The 18,005-nt window shown below is 68.0% G+C and carries 20 protein-coding genes and 2 pseudogenes; 21 read left to right on the forward strand and 1 reads right to left on the reverse strand.

Annotation, left to right across the window (positions count from 1 at the left end; genetic code table 11):
- The first annotated feature begins 266 nt into the window (after positions 1–266).
- From FNA46_RS25090 to FNA46_RS25115, 6 genes are all read left to right on the forward strand, one after another.
- Positions 267–590, forward strand: coding sequence for a DUF6107 family protein (locus tag FNA46_RS25090; RefSeq protein ID WP_143127972.1), 324 nt, complete (start codon positions 267–269; stop codon positions 588–590).
- Between the two features lie 111 nt (positions 591–701).
- Entirely contained in the window at positions 702–1,274 is a 573-nt protein-coding gene (locus FNA46_RS25095) for an HK97 family phage prohead protease (RefSeq protein ID WP_143127973.1), read from the forward strand.
- Positions 1,275–1,278: 4 nt separating this feature from the next.
- A complete protein-coding gene (locus FNA46_RS25100; protein ID WP_143127974.1) occupies positions 1,279–2,532 on the forward strand; it encodes a phage major capsid protein in 1,254 nt (417 codons plus the stop codon).
- A 179-nt stretch (positions 2,533–2,711) separates the two neighbouring features.
- Positions 2,712–3,281, forward strand: a complete 570-nt coding sequence (locus FNA46_RS25105; RefSeq protein WP_143127975.1) for a head-tail connector protein — start codon at positions 2,712–2,714, stop codon at positions 3,279–3,281.
- Positions 3,281–3,616, forward strand: coding sequence for a phage head closure protein (locus FNA46_RS25110; protein ID WP_143127976.1), 336 nt, complete (start codon positions 3,281–3,283; stop codon positions 3,614–3,616). Before FNA46_RS25105 ends, FNA46_RS25110 begins: the two co-directional genes overlap by 1 nt.
- Complete coding sequence (locus tag FNA46_RS25115) at positions 3,613–4,011, forward strand: DUF3168 domain-containing protein (RefSeq protein ID WP_143127977.1); 399 nt, start codon at positions 3,613–3,615, stop codon at positions 4,009–4,011. Before FNA46_RS25110 ends, FNA46_RS25115 begins: the two co-directional genes overlap by 4 nt.
- Before the next feature lie 7 nt (positions 4,012–4,018).
- On the opposite strand, the gene FNA46_RS25120 is transcribed toward FNA46_RS25115, so the two are convergent.
- The gene (locus FNA46_RS25120) at positions 4,019–5,248 is read right to left on the reverse strand and encodes an MFS transporter (protein ID WP_143127978.1); all 1,230 of its coding nucleotides are present in this window, start codon (positions 5,246–5,248) and stop codon (positions 4,019–4,021) included.
- Positions 5,249–5,620: 372 nt separating this feature from the next.
- Here FNA46_RS25120 and FNA46_RS25125 point away from each other — a divergent pair, with 372 nt between their 5' ends.
- From FNA46_RS25125 to FNA46_RS25195, 15 genes and pseudogenes are all read left to right on the forward strand, one after another.
- Positions 5,621–6,028 (forward strand): phage major tail protein, TP901-1 family, encoded by a 408-nt coding sequence (locus tag FNA46_RS25125; protein WP_143127979.1) that lies wholly within the window; start codon positions 5,621–5,623, stop codon positions 6,026–6,028.
- Positions 6,028–6,369, forward strand: a pseudogene (locus tag FNA46_RS25130) (gene transfer agent family protein); the annotation flags it as partial. The gene FNA46_RS25125 and the pseudogene FNA46_RS25130, both read left to right, overlap by 1 nt.
- A gap of 131 nt (positions 6,370–6,500) precedes the next feature.
- A complete protein-coding gene (locus FNA46_RS25135) occupies positions 6,501–6,719 on the forward strand; it encodes a rcc01693 family protein (protein WP_281288989.1) in 219 nt (72 codons plus the stop codon).
- Positions 6,720–6,722: 3 nt separating this feature from the next.
- Positions 6,723–7,280, forward strand: coding sequence for a phage tail tape measure protein (locus FNA46_RS25140; protein WP_143127982.1), 558 nt, complete (start codon positions 6,723–6,725; stop codon positions 7,278–7,280).
- Between the two features lie 13 nt (positions 7,281–7,293).
- A complete protein-coding gene (locus tag FNA46_RS25145) occupies positions 7,294–7,932 on the forward strand; it encodes a DUF2460 domain-containing protein (RefSeq protein WP_143127983.1) in 639 nt (212 codons plus the stop codon).
- A complete protein-coding gene (locus FNA46_RS25150) occupies positions 7,929–8,804 on the forward strand; it encodes a DUF2163 domain-containing protein (RefSeq protein ID WP_143127984.1) in 876 nt (291 codons plus the stop codon). The genes FNA46_RS25145 and FNA46_RS25150 overlap by 4 nt, the downstream gene beginning before the upstream one ends.
- Complete coding sequence (locus FNA46_RS25155; protein ID WP_246103378.1) at positions 8,801–9,241, forward strand: NlpC/P60 family protein; 441 nt, start codon at positions 8,801–8,803, stop codon at positions 9,239–9,241. The genes FNA46_RS25150 and FNA46_RS25155 overlap by 4 nt, the downstream gene beginning before the upstream one ends.
- A gap of 127 nt (positions 9,242–9,368) precedes the next feature.
- Positions 9,369–13,178 carry a baseplate multidomain protein megatron gene (locus FNA46_RS25160; protein ID WP_143127985.1) on the forward strand — a complete coding sequence of 1,270 codons (3,810 nt, stop codon included), beginning with the start codon at positions 9,369–9,371 and terminating at the stop codon, positions 13,176–13,178.
- The gene (locus tag FNA46_RS25165; protein WP_246103380.1) at positions 13,175–13,390 is read left to right on the forward strand and encodes a hypothetical protein; all 216 of its coding nucleotides are present in this window, start codon (positions 13,175–13,177) and stop codon (positions 13,388–13,390) included. Before FNA46_RS25160 ends, FNA46_RS25165 begins: the two co-directional genes overlap by 4 nt.
- Positions 13,391–13,544: 154 nt before the next feature.
- Positions 13,545–13,772 (forward strand): hypothetical protein, encoded by a 228-nt coding sequence (locus FNA46_RS25170; RefSeq protein ID WP_244617872.1) that lies wholly within the window; start codon positions 13,545–13,547, stop codon positions 13,770–13,772.
- Between the two features lie 48 nt (positions 13,773–13,820).
- Positions 13,821–14,492 (forward strand): response regulator transcription factor, encoded by a 672-nt coding sequence (locus tag FNA46_RS25175; protein WP_143127988.1) that lies wholly within the window; start codon positions 13,821–13,823, stop codon positions 14,490–14,492.
- Entirely contained in the window at positions 14,482–15,879 is a 1,398-nt protein-coding gene (locus FNA46_RS25180) for a sensor histidine kinase (protein WP_143127989.1), read from the forward strand. Before FNA46_RS25175 ends, FNA46_RS25180 begins: the two co-directional genes overlap by 11 nt.
- Positions 15,880–16,061: 182 nt before the next feature.
- Entirely contained in the window at positions 16,062–16,484 is a 423-nt protein-coding gene (locus tag FNA46_RS25185; protein WP_143127990.1) for an RT0821/Lpp0805 family surface protein, read from the forward strand.
- 209 nt (positions 16,485–16,693) lie between these two features.
- Positions 16,694–17,872 carry a c-type cytochrome biogenesis protein CcmI gene (gene ccmI / locus FNA46_RS25190; RefSeq protein WP_143127991.1) on the forward strand — a complete coding sequence of 393 codons (1,179 nt, stop codon included), beginning with the start codon at positions 16,694–16,696 and terminating at the stop codon, positions 17,870–17,872.
- A pseudogene (locus FNA46_RS25195) lies at positions 17,869–18,005 on the forward strand (cytochrome c maturation protein CcmE domain-containing protein); the annotation flags it as partial. The gene ccmI and the pseudogene FNA46_RS25195, both read left to right, overlap by 4 nt.

The raw sequence follows: 18,005 nt of genomic DNA on the forward strand, positions 1-18,005 counted from the left end.
GGGGGGGGGGGGGGGGGGGGCGCACTCCGTCTGCCGGCGGATGAGCTCAGCCGGGAATGAGGTCATGGCGGCCGGTTGCGACGCCGCAATTGACTCATCCTGTGAAGTCCTCGAGCCGCCACATGAACCCGCAGCGCCAACCGATTCCGATCATTGAGCAATGCGGCGATGGCCGCTGACACATCGTCATCTTCTCGCGCCGACCCCTGCGGGCGTGGCGTCACCCTTTGCAACCCCTACAGCGCAGACCACGGGAGGAGAAAGCCATGGCAGACATGGGCCAGGAGGGCGGCATGCTGGCCGCCCGGGTGATCGGGGCGGCGGCCGGCGCCTGGGTCTCGCTCGTCTATCTGGTGCCGAAGAGCGGGCGCGAAGCGGCAAGCCGCTTCATGACCGGGCTCTCCTGCGGCATCATGTTCGGCGGGCCGACCGGTCTCTGGCTTGCCGGCCGACTGGGCCTTTCCGGCGAGCTGACCCCCGTCGAGACCATGCTGTCGGGGGCTGCAGCCGCCAGCCTGACGGCCTGGTGGGTACTGGGTGCCGTCGAGCGGATCGCCAGCCGCTATGGCGGCAGCCGCGACGGGCACTGACACTTCCGATCGGGCGGTCGCTCCCGTCCGGTCCCCTGCGGCGCGTCTGGCGCCGCACCCCTGCCGGGAGTGCCGGCAGCCTTTTCCATTCCATCCTTTGGGGAGAACCTCATGCACGCCTATCGCGGGCCGCGCCCGACCGCGCGCAAATTCGCCAGCCTCGAACTCTCCGGTCTCGGCGGGGACGGCACCTTTTCCGGCTATGCCAGCGTGTTCGGCGAGGTGGACCTCGGCAAGGACGTGATCGAGCGCGGCGCCTTTCGCCACTCGCTGGTGGAGCGCGGTGCTGCGGGCGTGCGCATGCTTTACCAGCACGACCCGCACGAGCCGATCGGCACCTGGAGCGTGATCCGCGAGGATGCGCGCGGCCTTTATGTGGAGGGCCTGTTGTCCGGCGGCGTGGCGCGGGCCCGCGAGGTGTTCTCGCTGATGAAAAGCGGCGCGCTGGACGGGCTCTCCATCGGCTTTCGCACCGTGAAAGCCCGCACGGACGCCAAGACCGGCGTGCGGCGCATTCTGGAGGCCGATCTCTGGGAAATTTCGGTGGTGACCTTTCCGATGCTGCCATCGGCGAGAGTCTCCAACGTCAAGCATGCGCGGTTCTTCCGCGACCGGGAAACCGAACTCGTCCGCAGCCTGCGGCGAACGGCGAAACTGATGATGGCAACCACGTTCAAGGGATGAAAACATGACGGAAGCAGCACGGGCTCATGCGCCGGAGGTGAAGGCGGTGCCGGACACGGTGACGGCCGCCTTCGAGGATTTCATGCAGGCCTTCGAGGCCTTCAAGGAGGTGAACGACCGCAGGCTCGGCGAGATCGAGCAGAAGCTCTCCTCCGACGTGGTGACGCGCGACAAGGTGGAGCGCATCAACCGCGCCATGGACGACCAGAAGAAGGTGCTGGACCAGCTGGTGCTGAAGAAGGCGCGGCCCGCCCTTGGGCATGGCGGCGAGGCCGGCCCCGAAGCGGCCGAGCACAAGGCGGCCTTCGATGCCTATATGCGCCGGGGCGAGGAGGCCGGCCTGCGCGAACTGCAGGCCAAGGCCTTCTCCGTCGGTACCGCTACCGATGGCGGCTATCTGGTGCCCTCGCAGATGGATGGCGAGATCGGCCGGCGCGTCTCCGTCGTCTCGCCGATGCGGGCGCTCTCCACCGTGCGCACCGTCTCCGTCTCGGTTCTGAAGAAGCCGTTTGCCACGGCCGGCTTGTCCACCGGCTGGGTGTCGGAGACGGCAAGCCGGCCGCAGACCAATACGCCCTCGCTTGCCGAACTCGCCTTCCCGACCATGGAACTCTACGCCATGCCGGCGGCGACCCAGGCGCTGCTCGACGATGCGGCCGTCAACATCGAGGAGTGGATCGCCGGCGAGGTGGACATCGTGTTCGCCGAACAGGAGGGCGATGCCTTCGTGCGTGGCGACGGAACCAACAAGCCGAAAGGGTTTCTCGCCTATACGACGGTGGCCGATGCCAGCTGGAGCTGGGGCAATCTCGGCTACATCGCCACCGGGGCGGCCGGCGCCTTTGCCAGCTCCAGCCCGTCCGACGTGCTGGTGAACGCCGTCTATGCGCTGCGCGCCGGCCACCGCCAGAACGCCACCTTCATGATGAACCGCAAGACGCAAGGGGAAATCCGCAAGTTCAAGGATGCCGACGGCAACTATCTGTGGCGCCCGCCGGCGACCGCCGCCCAGCCGGCCAGCCTGATGGGCTATCCGCTGGCGGAGGCCGAGGAAATGCCGGACATCGCCGCCAATGCCCTGTCGATTGCCATCGGCGATTTCCGCGCCGGCTATCTCGTCGTGGACCGCGCCGGCGTGCGCATCCTGCGCGATCCCTATTCCGCCAAGCCCTATGTGCTGTTCTACACCACCAAGCGGGTGGGCGGCGGCGTGCAGAACTTTGAGGCGATCAAGCTGATCAAGTTCGCCGCAAGCTGAGGCGGGCTGCCCGAGGGGGAGGCAGGCATGTCCTGCCTTCTCTGGGCAGCACGACGTCCAAGGCACAGCCGGCTCGTGCCTGCCCTGGTGCCGATCGAGCCACGATGTTTCGGACGCAGACGAGCGGGCCGGTCCAGCCTGTGCGCCGGCACCGCAATCCCATCAACGAGGATGTTTCCATGACCTATATCCTGACGGAGCCGCCGCTGGCGGAGCCGGTGACGCTGGCCGAGGTGAAGGCGCATCTGCGCATTGATCATGTCGACGAAGACACGCTGCTTTCCGGGCTGATCCAGGTGGCCAGGCTGCATCTGGAGAGGGAGACGGGGCTCTGCCTTCTGGTGCAGGGCTGGCGGCTGTGCCTGGACGACTGGCCGGATGACGGCGTTGTGCAGATTGTCCGCGCGCCGGTGCGCACGATCGAGGCGGTGTCGGTCTATGACGGTCTGGGACAGGTGGTGCATCCCGCGCTGACCGGCCATGTGCTGGATGCCAATCGCCAGCCGGCGCGGCTCTGGCTGTCCAGCCGGCCGCTGCCGGGACGGGCAATCAACGGCATCGAGATCGATTTTACCGCAGGCTTCGGCGAGACCGGTGCGGAGGTGCCGGCCTCGCTCATCCGCGCGATCCTGCTGCATGTAGCGCATATGCATGCCTTTCGCGGCGTCGTGGCGCTCGACGAGCAGCCGGCCGGCGTGCCGGATGGTTATGGCCGCCTCGTCGCCCCCTACCGGATGCGGAGGCTGTGATGCGGGCGGCTCTTCTCGATCCCGGCCGGCGGACGGCGCGGCTTGTGCGCGAGGTGCCGGTGGAGACGGCTGACGGACAGGGGGGGGCGAGCCTTGGCTGGACGGCGGCCGGTTTGCTGTGGGCGCAGATCGAGCCGGTGTCGCACGCCGCTTCCGAACTGGCCGGTGGCAGGCGGGTGGTGCTGACGCACCGGATCTGGATCCCGTGGCAGACGGGCGTGGCGGCCGGCCAGCGGCTGCGCAAGGGCACGCGCATCTTTGCCATCCAGGCGGTGCGCGATCCCGACGAGAGCGGCCGCTTTCTGGTCTGCGACTGCGAGGAGGAGGCGTCATGAGTGCGGTGAATGCGTTGCTTTCCGCGATCCGCGCCCGCCTTGCCGGCGATGCGGCGCTGACGGGGTTGATCGGGGCGGACGGTTTTCACGACCGCCTGCTGGCGCGCCCGCGGCTGCCCTGCGTGGTGGTCGGGGCGGTCGAGACGCGCGATTATTCGACCGCGACCGAGGCTGGGGCCGAGCATTTTCTGACGCTGGATGTCGTGGCCGAGGGCGAGGGTCGCAAGGTGGCCGAGATGGTGGCAGAGCGGCTGCGGCTGCTGTTGCACGATGCGCCGCTTTCGCTCTCCGGTGCGGTGCTGGTCAGCCTTCTGCTGCGCTCGACGCGCAGCCGGCGCGAGGCGAAGACGAAGCTTTTCGTGGTCGAACTGTCGTTTCGGGCGGTGACCGAGTGAGCAGGCGTCAGGCGCTCGCTTCCGTTGACAGGCCGGGTGGCACATCGCGCCGGTGGTCGCGGACCAGCTTTCCGAGCCGGACGAGCAGCAGGATGGACAGCCCCACCAGAAGGCTTGCAACGAGAAGGGCCGGCAGCGTGCCGCCGGCATCCATCAGCGCGGCGAAGGCAAGCGGGCCGGCGGCGATCGCCATGTTCTGCGGCAGCGAGATGCGCGCCGATTGCAGGCCGTATTCCTGCGGCGAAAACACCGCGAGCGGCAGTACGGCGCGCGCCACCGCCATGATGCCGGAGCCGAGGCTGTAGAGCACCACGAAGCCGATCAGCACCGGCGATGTGCCGGGCAGGAGCGCCAGCAGAAGGAAGCTTGCCAGCATGCAGAGCGTGCCGGTGAGCGCCGTCAGCAGCGGGCTGCCGCGACGGCCGAAGGCGAAATCCACGGCGCGGGCGGAAATGCCGATCACGCCGCGCGCCGCGCCGAGCTGCAGGGCAAGCGCCGGCGAGGCGCCGGATTTCTGCAGCAGTTCAAGCAGTGTCGGCGAAAAGCCGAAGGAGACGAAGGCGGCAATGGTGGTGCTGGCGGCGACCAGCAGAAAGGCGAGCCGCCTGTCACCCTCCGACAGCGTAACGGGGGCCTGTGCGGCGCCGATGGCCTCTGCCATCTGCGGCTGCGCTTTCGGAAGCGCGAAGAGATGCAGCGGCAGGCAGACGAAAAATTGCAGGCCGGCCAGTACCAGCAGCGTGTCGCGCCAGCCGATCCAGTCCGCAAGCCAGGCGTTGACCGGCCAGAAGACGGTGGCCGACAGGCCGGTGAAGATCATGGTGAGTGCAATCACGCGCTTGCCGGCGGCGCCCTCGCGCTCGACGATCGCCGCATAGGCGGGCGTCGACAGCGCCTGCGCGCCGCCCCAGCCGAGGACCACCCAGGTGGCTGCATAGGCGAAGAGATGGTGGCAGGCACTCAGCAGCAGCAGGCCGAGCCCCAGCCAGGCCGAGCCCATGGCGAGCACCCGGGCGGCGCCGTGGCGCGCCAGCATGCGCCCGACCGAGGGGCCGGCAAGGCCGCTCACCACCATCATGACGGTGAGGCCGCCGAAGATGACCGCGTTGGAGAGGCCGATCTCCGCCCCCATGCGCGGGCCGATGACGGCCACCATGTCGAAGCCCGTGCCCCAGCCGATGATCTGCGTGAGCGACAGCACGGCGATCAGCCGGGCGCGGGGGAGGAAGGCGGGCATGCGGGCTCCGGACGGTGCGGCTGTTAGGACGGAGCCTGAACGGCTCTGGCACGGATGTGGCAGCGATGAGCAGCGATCAAGAAAATGGCGGGCGGGACATTCTCCCTTTTCTAGCAATCCGGCGGGTCGCCGCAAGCCATCGGGCCGGTCAATCGGACAGTTCACGAAAGGGTGAACGTCTCGCAGCGCCTGTCTCGAAAAGCCTGACGGAGGCTGACCAGACCGTGCCGGTGACGACATCGTGGCGGCTGGCCGGTGGAGGATCCGGCGGCCCAGCCTCTTCCATGCTGTGGTGGCCGGGCCGGATGCAGCGCGCAGGCGGGTGCCTCCCCCGCCGCCGGAGGTTTTCAACACGCACGAAGGAGACGGTGCATGGCGGCGCAAAAGGGCAAGGACCTTCTGTTGAAGGTGGACAATGGCGGCAGCTGGCTGACGGTGGCGGGCCTGCGCTCGCGCCGGCTGGCCTTCAATGCCGAGACGGTGGATGTGACCGATGCCGACAGCAGCGGGCGCTGGCGGGAGCTTCTGGCCGGGGCGGGCGTGCAGCGGGCGTCGATTTCCGGGGCGGGGATCTTCAAGGACCAGGCCTCCGACCTTCTGGTGCGCAGCACCTTCTTTGCCGGCACCATCCTCTCCTGGCAGGTGCTGGTGCCGGGCTTCGGCACGATCAGCGGTCCCTTCCAGATCACCGCGCTCGAATATTCCGGCGAGCATGACGGCGAGATCCGTTTCGAACTGGCGCTGGAATCGGCCGGCAGCCTCAGCTTCGGGGCGCTGTGATGGAGCGGTTCGGACAGGTGGGCAATCGCGCCAACCGGCGGCGCGGCGAAATCGAGGCGGTGATCGACGGCGAGCGGCGCATCCTGTGCCTGACGCTCGGCGCACTGGCGGAACTGGAGACGGCCTTTGCCGCCGACGACCTGACGGCGCTTGCCGCCCGCTTTTCCCGCGGCCGGCTGACGGCGACCGATCTGGTGCGCATTCTGGGCGCGGGACTGCGTGGCGGCGGCAACCTCTATTCCGACGAGGAGGTGGCGGCGATGAGCATCGAGGGCGGCGTGGCGGCCTATGCGGCAATTGCCGCCGCCCTTCTGGAGGCGGCCTTCGGCGGCGAGGCGGGCGTGGAGACAATGGGCGACGGCCGGCGGCAGGCGGACATCGGCCAGACGGGGGTCGGGCTGACGGGGGTCGGGGCGCGCGACGCGGGTGCGCCGTCAAACCCTTGAGGGCCGCAGCAGGTGGCGAAGGGCCGGTGCCGCCCTTTCCCTGGCAGGCGGTGATGCATGCCGGGTTCTGCCTGCTGCGGCTTTCCCCACGCGACTTCTGGCAACTGACGCCGCGCGAATTCTTCTGCATGGCCGGCGGCCTTTGGGCGCGGCCGCAGGGGCTCGCGCGCGATGGCCTGGCCGCGCTGATGGCGGCTTTTCCGGACCGGCCGGCCGGGGCGAATGGCGACATTTCAGGGAGATGACCGATGGAGACGGACAGTGCATCGCTGGATGACCAACTGACAGCCACGCAGGCGCTGAGTGCCGCGATGAGCGATCTCGAAAGCCGCTCCGAACGGTTCGGGGCGGCGCTGACCAGTGCGCTCAAATCCTCGACGGTGAGCGGGCGAAGCCTGGAGGACGTGCTGAAGGGGCTCGGCAACCGGCTGACCGACATGGCGCTCTCCCCGGCGCTGAAGCCGCTCGAAAGCACGCTTTCCGGGTTTATGTCGGGGCTCGGCGGTAGCCTGCTGGGCAGTTCGAGTTCGGTGACCGCCTTTGCCGATGGCGGGGTCGTGCGGGCGCCCACCTATTTTCCGATGGGTGGCGATCTCGGTCTGATGGGAGAGGCGGGGGCGGAAGCCATCCTGCCGCTGAAGCGCGGCGCGGATGGGGCGCTTGGCGTGGCCGCTGGCACGGGCGGCGGGGCGGCGCAGATCGTGTTCAACGTGACGGCAACCGACGCGGCAAGCTTCCGCAAGAGCGAGGGGCAGGTGTCGGCCATGCTGGCGCGCAGCGTGGCGCGCGGCCGGCGCGGGCTGTGAGGGAGAATTCCGGATGAGCGGTTTTCACGAGGTGCGCTTTCCGCTGCGGCTGGCGCATGGGGTGACCGGCGGGCCGGTGCGGCGCACCGACATCGTCAACCTGTCGAACGGGCGCGAGCAGCGCAATGCCCGCTGGCGCCATGCCAGACGGGCCTATGATGCGGGATCGGGCATCAAGTCGATCGCCGATCTCTACGAGGTGCAGGCCTTTTTCGAGGCGCGCCTCGGCGAACTTTACGGCTTCCGCTTCCGCGACCCGGTGGACTGGAAGTCCTGCGGGCCGCTGCAGGTGCCCACCGCCAGCGACCAGCCGATCGGCACCGGCGACGGCGCTACCGCGGACTTTGCGCTCTGCAAGACCTATGCGGATGCCGCCGGCAGCCATCAGCGGCCGATCGCCAAGCCGGTGGCGGGCACGGTGACGGTGTCGGTCGCCGGCGTGGTCAAGCCGGCCTCCGCCTTCACCTGCGACGTGACGACCGGCATCGTGACCTTCGCGCCCGGCCATGTGCCGGCGGCGGGTGCTGCTGTGCGGGCCGGCTTCGAATTCGACGTGCCGGTGCGCTTTGCGACCGACCGCATCGAGGTGAACCTCTCGACCTTCAATGCCGGCAGCATTCCGGCCATTCCGATGACGGAGATCCTGCCATGAGAACGATCCCGGACGCGCTCGCCGCGCATCTTGCCGGCGATGCCACCACCACCTGCCAGGCCTGGCGGGTGACCCGCAAGGACGGCGTGGTGCTGGGTTTCACCGACCATGACCGCGACCTTTCATTCGACGGAACGCTCTATCGGGCCGCAAGCGGCTTTGCGGCGAGCGAGGCGGACCTGGGCGAGGGCATGGCGGCCAGTTCCGCCGAGGTGGCCGGCGGTTTTTCGAGCGAGGCCATCACCGAAGCCGATCTCGCAGCCGGGCGCTTCGACGGCTCGGTGGTGGAACTCTATCTCGTCAACTGGGCCGATCCCGGCCAGCGCCTGCAGCTTTCTGTGCGCGAGATCGGCGAGGTGACGCGGGCTGGCTGCCGCTTCACGGCCGAACTGCGCAGCCTTGCCCATCGGCTGGATCAGCCGCAGGGCCGGCTCTACAACCGCCGCTGCGACGCCAGTCTGGGCGATGCCCGCTGCCAGGCCGACCTCTCCGGCTTTCGCGCCGTCGGGACGGTGGTGGCCATGGAAAGCCGCAGCCGTCTGCGGGTGGCGGGGCTTTCCGCCTTCGCGACCGGCTTCTTCGACCGGGGCACGCTGACGCTTTCCGGCGGCGACGTGGCCGAGGTGGACGGGCATGTGCGGGAAGAGGACGGTACGGCCACTCTCACGCTCTGGCTGCCGCTGGAGCGTGCCGTCGCGGCGGACGAAGGCTTTTCCTTGAACGCCGGGTGCGACAAGAGCTTTGCCACCTGCAAGGTCCGCTTCGGCAACCACCTGAATTTTCGTGGCTTCCCGCATGTGCCGGGCAGCGATTTCGCCTATTCCTACGTGGACGGGGAGCGCGTGCATGATGGCGGCGCACTGTTTTCATGAGCGGGATGCAGGACGATCGCGCGGCCTTGATCCTGGCGATTGCCGAGGGTTTTCTCGGCACGCCCTATCGCCATCAGGGCGCGACGCGGGGCGTGGGCTGCGATTGCATCGGCCTGATCCGCTGCGTGTGGCGGGAACTTTATGGCGCCGAACCGGAGGCCGTTCCGCCCTACGCGCCGGACTGGGCGGAACGCTCCGGTGAGGAGCGGCTGCTGGATGCCGGGCTTCGGCTGTTCGGCCCGCCGATTGCCTTCAGCGCGGCGGCGCCCGGCGACGTGCTGCTGTTTCGCTGGCGCGCCGGCTGTGCCGCCAAGCATGCCGGCATTCTCTGCGATGCCGGCCATTTCATTCATGCCTATGAGCAGCAGGCGGTGACGCGCTCCGCTCTGGTGCCCGCCTGGCGGCGGCGCATCGTGGCCGTGCATCGGTTTCCCTGAGACCTGTTTTCCGGAGCCCGGATTCACGGTGCAATCTGTCTGGCTGGCCTTCGCGCGCCGGTCTTCCCTCGATTTTGTCTGCACGCTGCCGCCCGCGTGACGGCGGCCTGAGCGAGGCTTTCCTTCCATGGCGACACTTCTCTTTCAGGCGGCCGGTGCGGCGCTGGGTTCCGTGCTCGGGCCGGTCGGGGCGATGCTTGGCCGCGCGGCCGGCGGGCTCGCCGGTGCAGCACTCGACAAGGCGCTGATCGCCGGTACCAGCACGGTGACCGGCACGCGGCTTTCGACCGCCCGCGTGCCCGGTGCCGATGAAGGCGCGCCGATTGCCCGCGTCTATGGCACGGCGCGCATTGCCGGCCCGCTGATCTGGGCGACCCGCTTCGAGGAGGAGGTGACGGTCGAGCGGCAGGGCGGCAAGGCGACCGGCGGCACTCGCGTCGAGAATTTCAGCTACTACGCCAATCTCGCCGTCGGGCTTTGCGAGGGTGAGATCGCCCATGTGCGGCGCGTCTGGGCCGACGGGCGGGAACTGGACCTGACCACGCTCGAGATGCGCCTCTACCGGGGAAGTGAAGACCAGCTGCCGGACCCGCTGATCGAGGCAAAGCAGGGAGCGGGCAATGCGCCAGCCTATCGCGGCCTTGCCTATGTGGTGTTCGAGCGGCTGCCCCTCGACAGTTTCGGCAACCGCATTCCGCTCCTGCAGTTCGAGGTGCTGCGGCCGGTCGGGCAACTGGAAAGCCAGGTGCGGGCCGTGACGATCATTCCGGGCGCCACCGAGTTCGGCTATGCCACCGTCGCGGTCAGCGAGCAGGATGGCCGCGGCGCGGCCAGCCTGCTGAACCGCCATGTGCTGCATGCTGCCACCGACTGGCAGGCCTCGCTCGACGAAGTGCAGGCACTGTGCCCGAACCTGCAAAGCGTCGCCCTGGTCGTCAGCTGGTTCGGCACGGATCTGAGGGCCGGTGAGTGCCGCATCCTGCCGGGCGTGGAGGTGGCGGCGCGCTCCGGTCTTTCCCTGGACTGGCAGGTGGCCGGCATCGGACGTGAGGATGCCCATCTCGTCAGCCGGAGCGATGGCGCGCCGGCCTATGGCGGCACGCCGGCCGATGCCAGCGTGCTGCAGGCGATCGCCGACCTCAAGGCGCGCGGGTTGAAGGTCTATCTCTATCCCTTCGTGATGATGGACATCGCGGCCGGCAACGGGCTGCCGGACCCCCATGGCGGCAGCGAACAGGCCGCCCATCCCTGGCGCGGCCGCATCACCTGCCATCCGGCGCCGGGGCAAACAGGTTCGCCGGACAGGACGGCCGCTGCCCGCACGCAGGTGGAGACCTTCTTCAACCGGACGGACGGGCTGCGGCGCATGGTGCTGCATTATGCCGACCTCGCGCTTTCGGCAGGTGGCGTCGATGGCCTGATCCTCGCCTCCGAACTGGTGGGGCTGACACGCGTGCGCGGCGAGGCGGGACGCTTTCCTGCGGTCGAACAGCTGGTGCAACTGGCAAGCGACGTGCGCGCCAGACTGGGGGCCGCGACGAAGCTGACCTATGCCGCCGACTGGAGCGAATATTTCAGCTACCAGCCTGACGACGGATCGGGTGACGTCTATTTTCCGCTCGACGCGCTGTGGGCCTCCGCCAGCATCGATGCGGTGGGCATCGACAACTACATGCCGATCTCGGACTGGCGCGACGACGATCTCGGCGCTGCCAATCCGGACGGGGCGCGCCTCTCGGACGATCCCGCGGCACTCGTCGCGGGGATCGGCAGCGGCGAAGGCTTCGACTGGTTCTATGCCGACGAGGCCGCCCGCAAGGCGAGAGCGCGCACGCCGATCACCGACGGACTTGCGGGCAAGCCCTGGGTGTTCCGCTCCAAGGATCTCGCCGGCTGGTGGGGCAACCGCCATTACGAGCGGGTGGGCGGAGCCGAGCGGACGGTGCCGACCGCCTGGGTGCCGGGCTTGAAACCGGTCTGGTTCACCGAACTCGGCTGCTCCGCCATCGACAAGGCGGCAAACCAGCCGAACCTGTTTCTCGATGCCAAATCCACCGAAAGCGGGCGGCCGCATTTTTCGACCGGCGCGCGCGCAGACAGCATGCAGCGTCGCGTGCTGGAGGCGCATCACGGCTGGTGGCAGGGGGAGAGCGCTCCCGCCGGTATGGTGGACCCGGACCACATCTTCCTGTGGTGCTGGGATGCGCGGCCCTATCCGGCCTTTCCCCATGACACCGAGGCCTGGAGCGATGGCGAAAACTGGACGACCGGCCATTGGCTGAATGGCCGGCTGGGCGCAACGACGCTGGCCGATGCGATCGCCGCCATTTTGCGCGATCACGGCTTTCCGGCCTTCGACGTGTCGGAGGTGAGCGGCGACCTGACCGGCTATGTGCAGGGTGAGACGGTGTCGGCGCGGTCGCTGATCGAGCCGCTGGCGGAGACGTTCCTGCTCGACATTCTGGAGGAGCCGGCGGGCCTGCGCTTTCGCTCGCGCAGCCGCGTCAGCCTGCCGCCGCAGGTGATCACGGTGCTGGCCGAGCGCGACGAGGAGGCCGCCTGGAGCGAGACGCGCGGCCATGACAGCGATTTCGCCGCGGAGGCGGTGCTGGGCTTTGCCAATCCGGCCCTCGACTACGAGCAGGCAAGCGTGCGCTCCCGCCGCATTCCGGGCGCCGGCAACCGCATCCTCTCCGCCGATCTCGTCGCGGCCCTGTCCGAGGAGACGGCGCAGGCGGCGGCCGAACTGCTGCTGCGCGACAATCATCTGACGCGGCGGACGCTGAGCCTGCCGCTGTCGCCGGCCGATCTTGCGCTGATGCCGGGCGATGCCTTTCGTCTGGCCGACGGGCCGGACGGGGTCTATCGCGTGACGCGGGTGGAAGAGGGGGCGGTGCGCCGGATCGAGGCATGCCGGCATGAACCGGCCGCCCTGCTGACGACGGCCGCGGCAACCGCCGGGCGATCGAGCGGCAGCGCCGCCTCCGCCGGCTTTGCGCCGGTGGTGCATTTCCTCGACCTGCCGCGCTTCGAGGCGGGCGAGGCCGAGAGCTTTGCCCGCATCGCGCTCCATGCAAAGCCCTGGCGGCGGGTGCTGGCTTCGTCATCGGCAACCACGCAAGGCTATCGCAGCCGGGTGACGCTGGACCGGCCGGCGCAGACGGGCGCGCTGACGGCTGCGCTGTCCCCCGGCTTTTCCGGGCGCTTTGACCGGCTGGGCGTGCTGGAATTCGACCTTGCCTTCGATGGGCTTTCCTCGGCGGACGAGACGGCGGTGCTGAACGGCGAAAACCGGCTGGCGGTGCTTTGCGCCAGCGGCGCCTGGGAGGTGCTGGGCTTTGCGACCGCCGAGGAGACCGCGTCCGGCCACTGGCGGCTCGGCCAGCTGCTGCGCGGCCTGGCCGGCACGGAGGATGCCATGGCCGCAGGGGCCGCGGCCGGTGCACCGGTGGTGGTGCTGAATGCCGCCGTGCCCTCTCTCGCGCTTGCCGCCTCCGAACGCGGCATGCTGCTGAACTGGCTGGCGGAGGCGCAGGGGACGGGCGGCGGGCAGGCCGGTCCCTTTGCCTTTGCCGGCGGGACGCGGGCCGAGACGCCGCTGTCGCCGGTGCATCTCGCCGCACGGCGCGGCGAGGACGGCGTGACATTCACGTGGGTGCGGCGCGGACGCGTCGATGCCGACGACTGGGAGGCCTCCGACATCGTGCTCGACGAGCCGGAGGAGCGTTACCGGCTGGAAATCTTTTCAGGCGAGACGATGCGGCGGACAATCGAGGTAAATGCACCCAACGCCCTCTATCCCCTTGCAAACGAGATTGACGACTTTGGCGTGGCGCAGGCGAGTTTTCGCCTGCGGCTGCGGCAACTGGGGCGGGCCGTGCCGCTCGGCATTCCTCTCACCACGGAAATTGTTCCCAAACGACAAGGAGATGCATGATGGATGACGCGAAACCCTGGTATCAGTCGAAGACCATCTGGGGAGGCCTGATCGCCATCCTCGCGGCCGTGATGCAGGCCAGCGGCAAGGAGATTTCGCCAGCCTCGGCGGGCGATCTGACGGAGGCTGCAACCAATGTGGCAGGCGCTGTCGGCGGAATTCTGGCCGTGTACGGACGGCTGTCGGCCCGGACCAACATTACCCCGAATTAATTCGTCCGCCCCCCGGAGAACGGCGGCTGAACGGTGCATTCATTTGCCATTCAGCCGCCTTTGCTAAATAATTCCTTCATCGGGTCGCTCTGGAACCCGTGCGTCACTGTGAGTGAAAGTTGTAGTCATGGCAGCAAACAGAATGATCGCGACGATGGGCGCGGCGCTCTTGACCCTCTTTGCCGGGCAATCGACTGCGCGTGACTATCTCGTTCTGGTGGCGGGCGATTGCGGCGACGCGGCGACCAAGGTCGTGCGCGATACCGGCGGACAGCTGCTGTCGGCCCAGCCCTCCACGGACGGACGCAGCTGTGTCGTCACCGTGCTGGTGCAGGGCAGCGGCGAGCGTCCGCGCAAGGTGACGGTGCGGGTGCCGATGTAGTAGAAGGGCCCCGACGCAATCCGCAGCACGCCATTCCGAAGGGTCACCATGCGCATTCTCGTGGTCGAAGACGATGAAAACCTCAACCGCCAGCTCTCCGAGGCCCTGAAGGAATCAGGCTATGTGGTGGATCAGGCCTTCGATGGCGAGGAAGGCCATTACCTCGGCGAAACCGAGCCCTATGATGCGGTGATTCTCGATATCGGCTTGCCGGAAATGGACGGCATCACCGTGGTGGAGAAGTGGCGCGCTGCGGGCAAGGGCATGCCGGTGCTGATGCTGACCGCCCGCGACCGCTGGAGCGACAAGGTGGCGGGCATCGATGCGGGTGCCGACGACTACGTGGCCAAACCCTTCCATGTGGAAGAGGTGCTCGCCCGTGTGCGGGCGCTGATCCGACGCGCCGCCGGCCATTCCTCCTCGGAAATCGTCTGCGGCCCGGTGAAGCTCGACACCAAGGCCTCCAAGGCGACCGTCAACGGCACGGCGCTGAAGCTGACCTCGCACGAGTTCCGCCTCCTCTCCTATCTCATGCATCACATGGGGCAGGTGGTGTCGCGCACCGAACTCATCGAACACATGTATGATCAGGATTTCGACCGCGATTCCAACACAATCGAGGTGTTCGTCGGGCGCCTGCGCAAGAAGATCGGGGTGGACCTGATCGAAACGGTGCGCGGCCTCGGCTACCGCATGCAAGCCCCATCCGATGTACGTTAGGTCGGTCACCGCCCGCGTTCTGGCTCTGGCAACGGCGTGGTCGGCGCTGGCCCTGGTGGTGATCGCGCTGGTGATCTCGGCGCTCTATGCGAAATCCTCGGAGCGTGCCTTCACGGATCTCTTGCGCGCCCAGCTCTACAACGTGATCAACTCGATCACCATCGGCGAGGACAACAGCCTGGCCGGCAATCCGCAGCTTGGCGACCTGCGCTTCTCGCAGCCGGAAACCGGCTGGTACTGGATCGTCGAGCCGCTCGGCACCTTTGCGGCAACCCCGCTCTCCTCCTCCTCGCTCGGCACCTCGAATATCCAGGTGCCCTCGATCCTCAACGTTCCCTTCAACAACCGCTATGAGCGCTTCTATCCCGCGACCGATGCCTATGGAAACCACGTGCTGGTGGCCGAGACGGAGGTTGTGCTGGATGCCGACGGGCGGGCGGCGCGTTTTCGCGTCTCCGGCAACCTGAACGTCGTGCAGGAGGATATCCAGGCCTTTACCCGCAATCTCTATATCGCGCTGGTGGTGTTCGGGGTCTTGAGCCTGGTGGTCAACGGGCTTGCCATTCTCTTCGGCCTGCGGCCTCTGGACGAAGCCCGGCGCGCGCTGGAAAAGGTTCGGCGCGGCGAGGCGGAGCGGCTGGAGGGGCAGTTTCCGCGCGAGGTGCGCTCGCTGACGGTGGAGATGAACGCGCTGATCGACAGCAACCGGCGTATCGTGGAGCGCGCGCGCATGCAGGTGGGCAATCTCGCCCATTCGCTGAAAACGCCGATCGCGGTGCTGCTGAACGAATCGCGGCTTCTGGAGCGTTCGCAGGGCGAGGTGGTGCGCTCGCAGGCCGAGGCGATGCAGGGGCAGGTGCAATCCTATCTCAACCGCGCGCGCATTGCCGCCCAGCGCGAATCGCTGCTCGCCCGCACCGAGGCCGAGCCTGTTCTGGAACGGCTCGTCCGCGTGATGCGGCGCCTGAACCCGGAGCGGAGCTTTGAGCTTGTGGTCTCGCCCGCCGGCCTGTCGCTTGCCATGGAGCAGCAGGATGTCGAGGAAACCGTCGGTAACCTCCTGGAAAATGCCGCCCGCCATGCGGCCTCCACCGTGTGGCTGTCCGCCCATGCGAGCGAGGCGCCGGAGGGCTCGGAAGCCGGTGGCCGGCAATGGGTGGAAATTGTCGTCGAGGATGACGGGCCGGGTCTTGAGCCCGACGAGATCAAGGAGGCGCTGAAACGCGGCCGCCGGCTTGACGAAAGCAAGCCGGGCACAGGGCTTGGCCTCTCCATCGTCGGCGAGATCACCCGCGAATATCAGGGCGAGTTGCAGCTGTCGCGCGGGGAGCGCGGTGGCTTGAGGGCGCGCCTGACCCTTCCGGGGCTGGCACGCGAAACGGTCTGAGGCTGGATTTTGCGGCAGGTGCGAACATATCTGTCGCACGGCCGGCCGAAATACGGGCGGGGGCCGGCTTCGGCCTCGACCTCGCCCACGAAAAGGCTAAAAGATCTGGTGCGGAGCGCAAGGACGAGGATTGCGATGCCGTTGCCGGAAGGCTGCTGTTGATGTCGATTGGTTGGAGAAGAATGTCTTTGCGCGCTGTCACATTTGCCCTGTCTGCCCTGATTGCCGCGAGCACCCTCTCCGGCTGCGCAACCTCGGGAGGAATCGGATCGGGCGGACTGTTTTCCAGTCGCAAGCCGGGTGTGGACTATATCGCAGCACTTCAGGGCGGCATTGTCGGGCGCCTGCCGGCCGAGATCAGCAAGAGCGACCGCCAGCGCGCGCTGGAAGCCGAGTATCGCGCCCTCGAGCAGGGCGAGGTGGGGCAATCGGTGGCCTGGAAGGGCCGCGGCGCAAGCGGCACCGTGGTAGCGGCCGCCCCCTATCAGGTGGGGTCGCAGAACTGCCGCCAGTACACCCACACCGTTACCTCGGAGGATGGCGAGGTCTCGGCCCGTGGGGCGGCTTGTCGCAATGCCGACGGCACCTGGACGCCCTTGCTGTAACGTCCGGGCATCAGGCGAAGGGTTTCGGCCAGCTCTCGTCTCGGCCTGCGGTTCAGCGCCGCAGGGACAAGGTTCGATTGACGCACATCAAGGCTGCACGCAGACTGCGCCGCCATAGGTGCGGGAGAGCTTGTGGTCAAACGCCTCAAATTCGTGTCATCGTCCCCCTTCCGGTTGGAATGCGGGCCAGCTTGAAGTAATTGGCCTCTATGGTTTTATGGATCGTCCTTGCTTGTTTCACGGCCCTGGTGGCGGCGATCCTGATCGCGCCGCTGATGCGGCCCATCCCCGAAAGCCGCAAGGGGCATGAGGATGAGGCAGCCGTTTATCGCGACCAGTTGCGCGAAATCGAGCGGGACCGGCACCAGGGGCTGATCGGTGCTGCGGAGGCGGACTATGCCCGCGCCGAGATCGGTCGCCGGCTGCTGGCCGTTGCCGACAAGACCGCCCGCGCAGAACGGGACGCGACGGAACCTGCCTCCCGCAAGCATCAGCTCACCACCTTCTCGATCCTTCTCTGTCTGCCGCTCGTCGGCATCGGTCTCTATGTGACGCTCGGCAGTCCCGGCCTTCCGGCGCAGCCGCTCGAAGCGCGGCTGGCCAATCCCGGCAACAACATGGCGCTGCTGGTCGCCAAGGCCGAACGGCATCTGGCCGCCAACCCGCAGGATGGCGCCGGCTGGGATCTGCTCGCGCCGATCTATTTCCGCAGCCAGCGCCTCGGCGATGCCGAGATGGCCTATCGCCGGGCCATCGCACTGCTCGGCGAAACCCCCGACCGGTTGGCCGGCCTCGGCGAGACGCTGATTGCCGCCAATGACGGCGTCGTGACGCTCGATGCCCGCCAATCCTTCGCGCGCGCCGTCGAACTCGACCGCAGCAACATGCGCGCCCGCTTCTATCTGGCGCTCTCCGACGAGCAGGCCGGACGCCGGCAGGCAGCGCTCGACGCATTTCGCGCGCTCGCAGCCGATTCGCCGCCGGGTGCGGCCTGGATGGCGCTGGTCAACGAGCATATCGCCCGCAATGGCGGTGCGCCGCTGGCAACGCCGTCCGACGGACCCCAGATCGGCAAGGCTCCCGGGAAGGCGCCCGGCAACCCGGATGCGGCGGCGGTCGAGGCAGCGCAGAACATGAGTGCGGGCGAGCGCAAGCAGATGATCGAGGGCATGGTGACGAGCCTTGCCGCCAGGCTGAAGGACGATCCGGACAATATCGAGGGATGGCTGAGGCTGGTGCGCTCCTACAAGGTTCTGGGCGAGGATGGGAAAGCGACCGATGCGCTGCGCATGGGGCTGAAGACGTTTCCGGCCGATGGTGCGCCGGGACAGCGTCTTGTGGCGCTCGCCCGGGAGATTGGCCTGTCCGTCGAGGGGGTGACGCAATGACGCGCAAGCAGAAGCGACTGGCCGTGATCGGCGGTGGCGTGGGCTTCATCATGGTGGCGGTGCTGCTGGTGATGTTCGCCTTCAGCCAGTCGGTGGCCTATTTCTACATGCCGGGCGATCTTTCGGCCGCCAA

This window comes from Affinirhizobium straminoryzae (genome assembly GCF_007004135.1).
Taxonomy (GTDB): Bacteria; Pseudomonadota; Alphaproteobacteria; order Rhizobiales; family Rhizobiaceae; genus Neorhizobium; species Neorhizobium straminoryzae.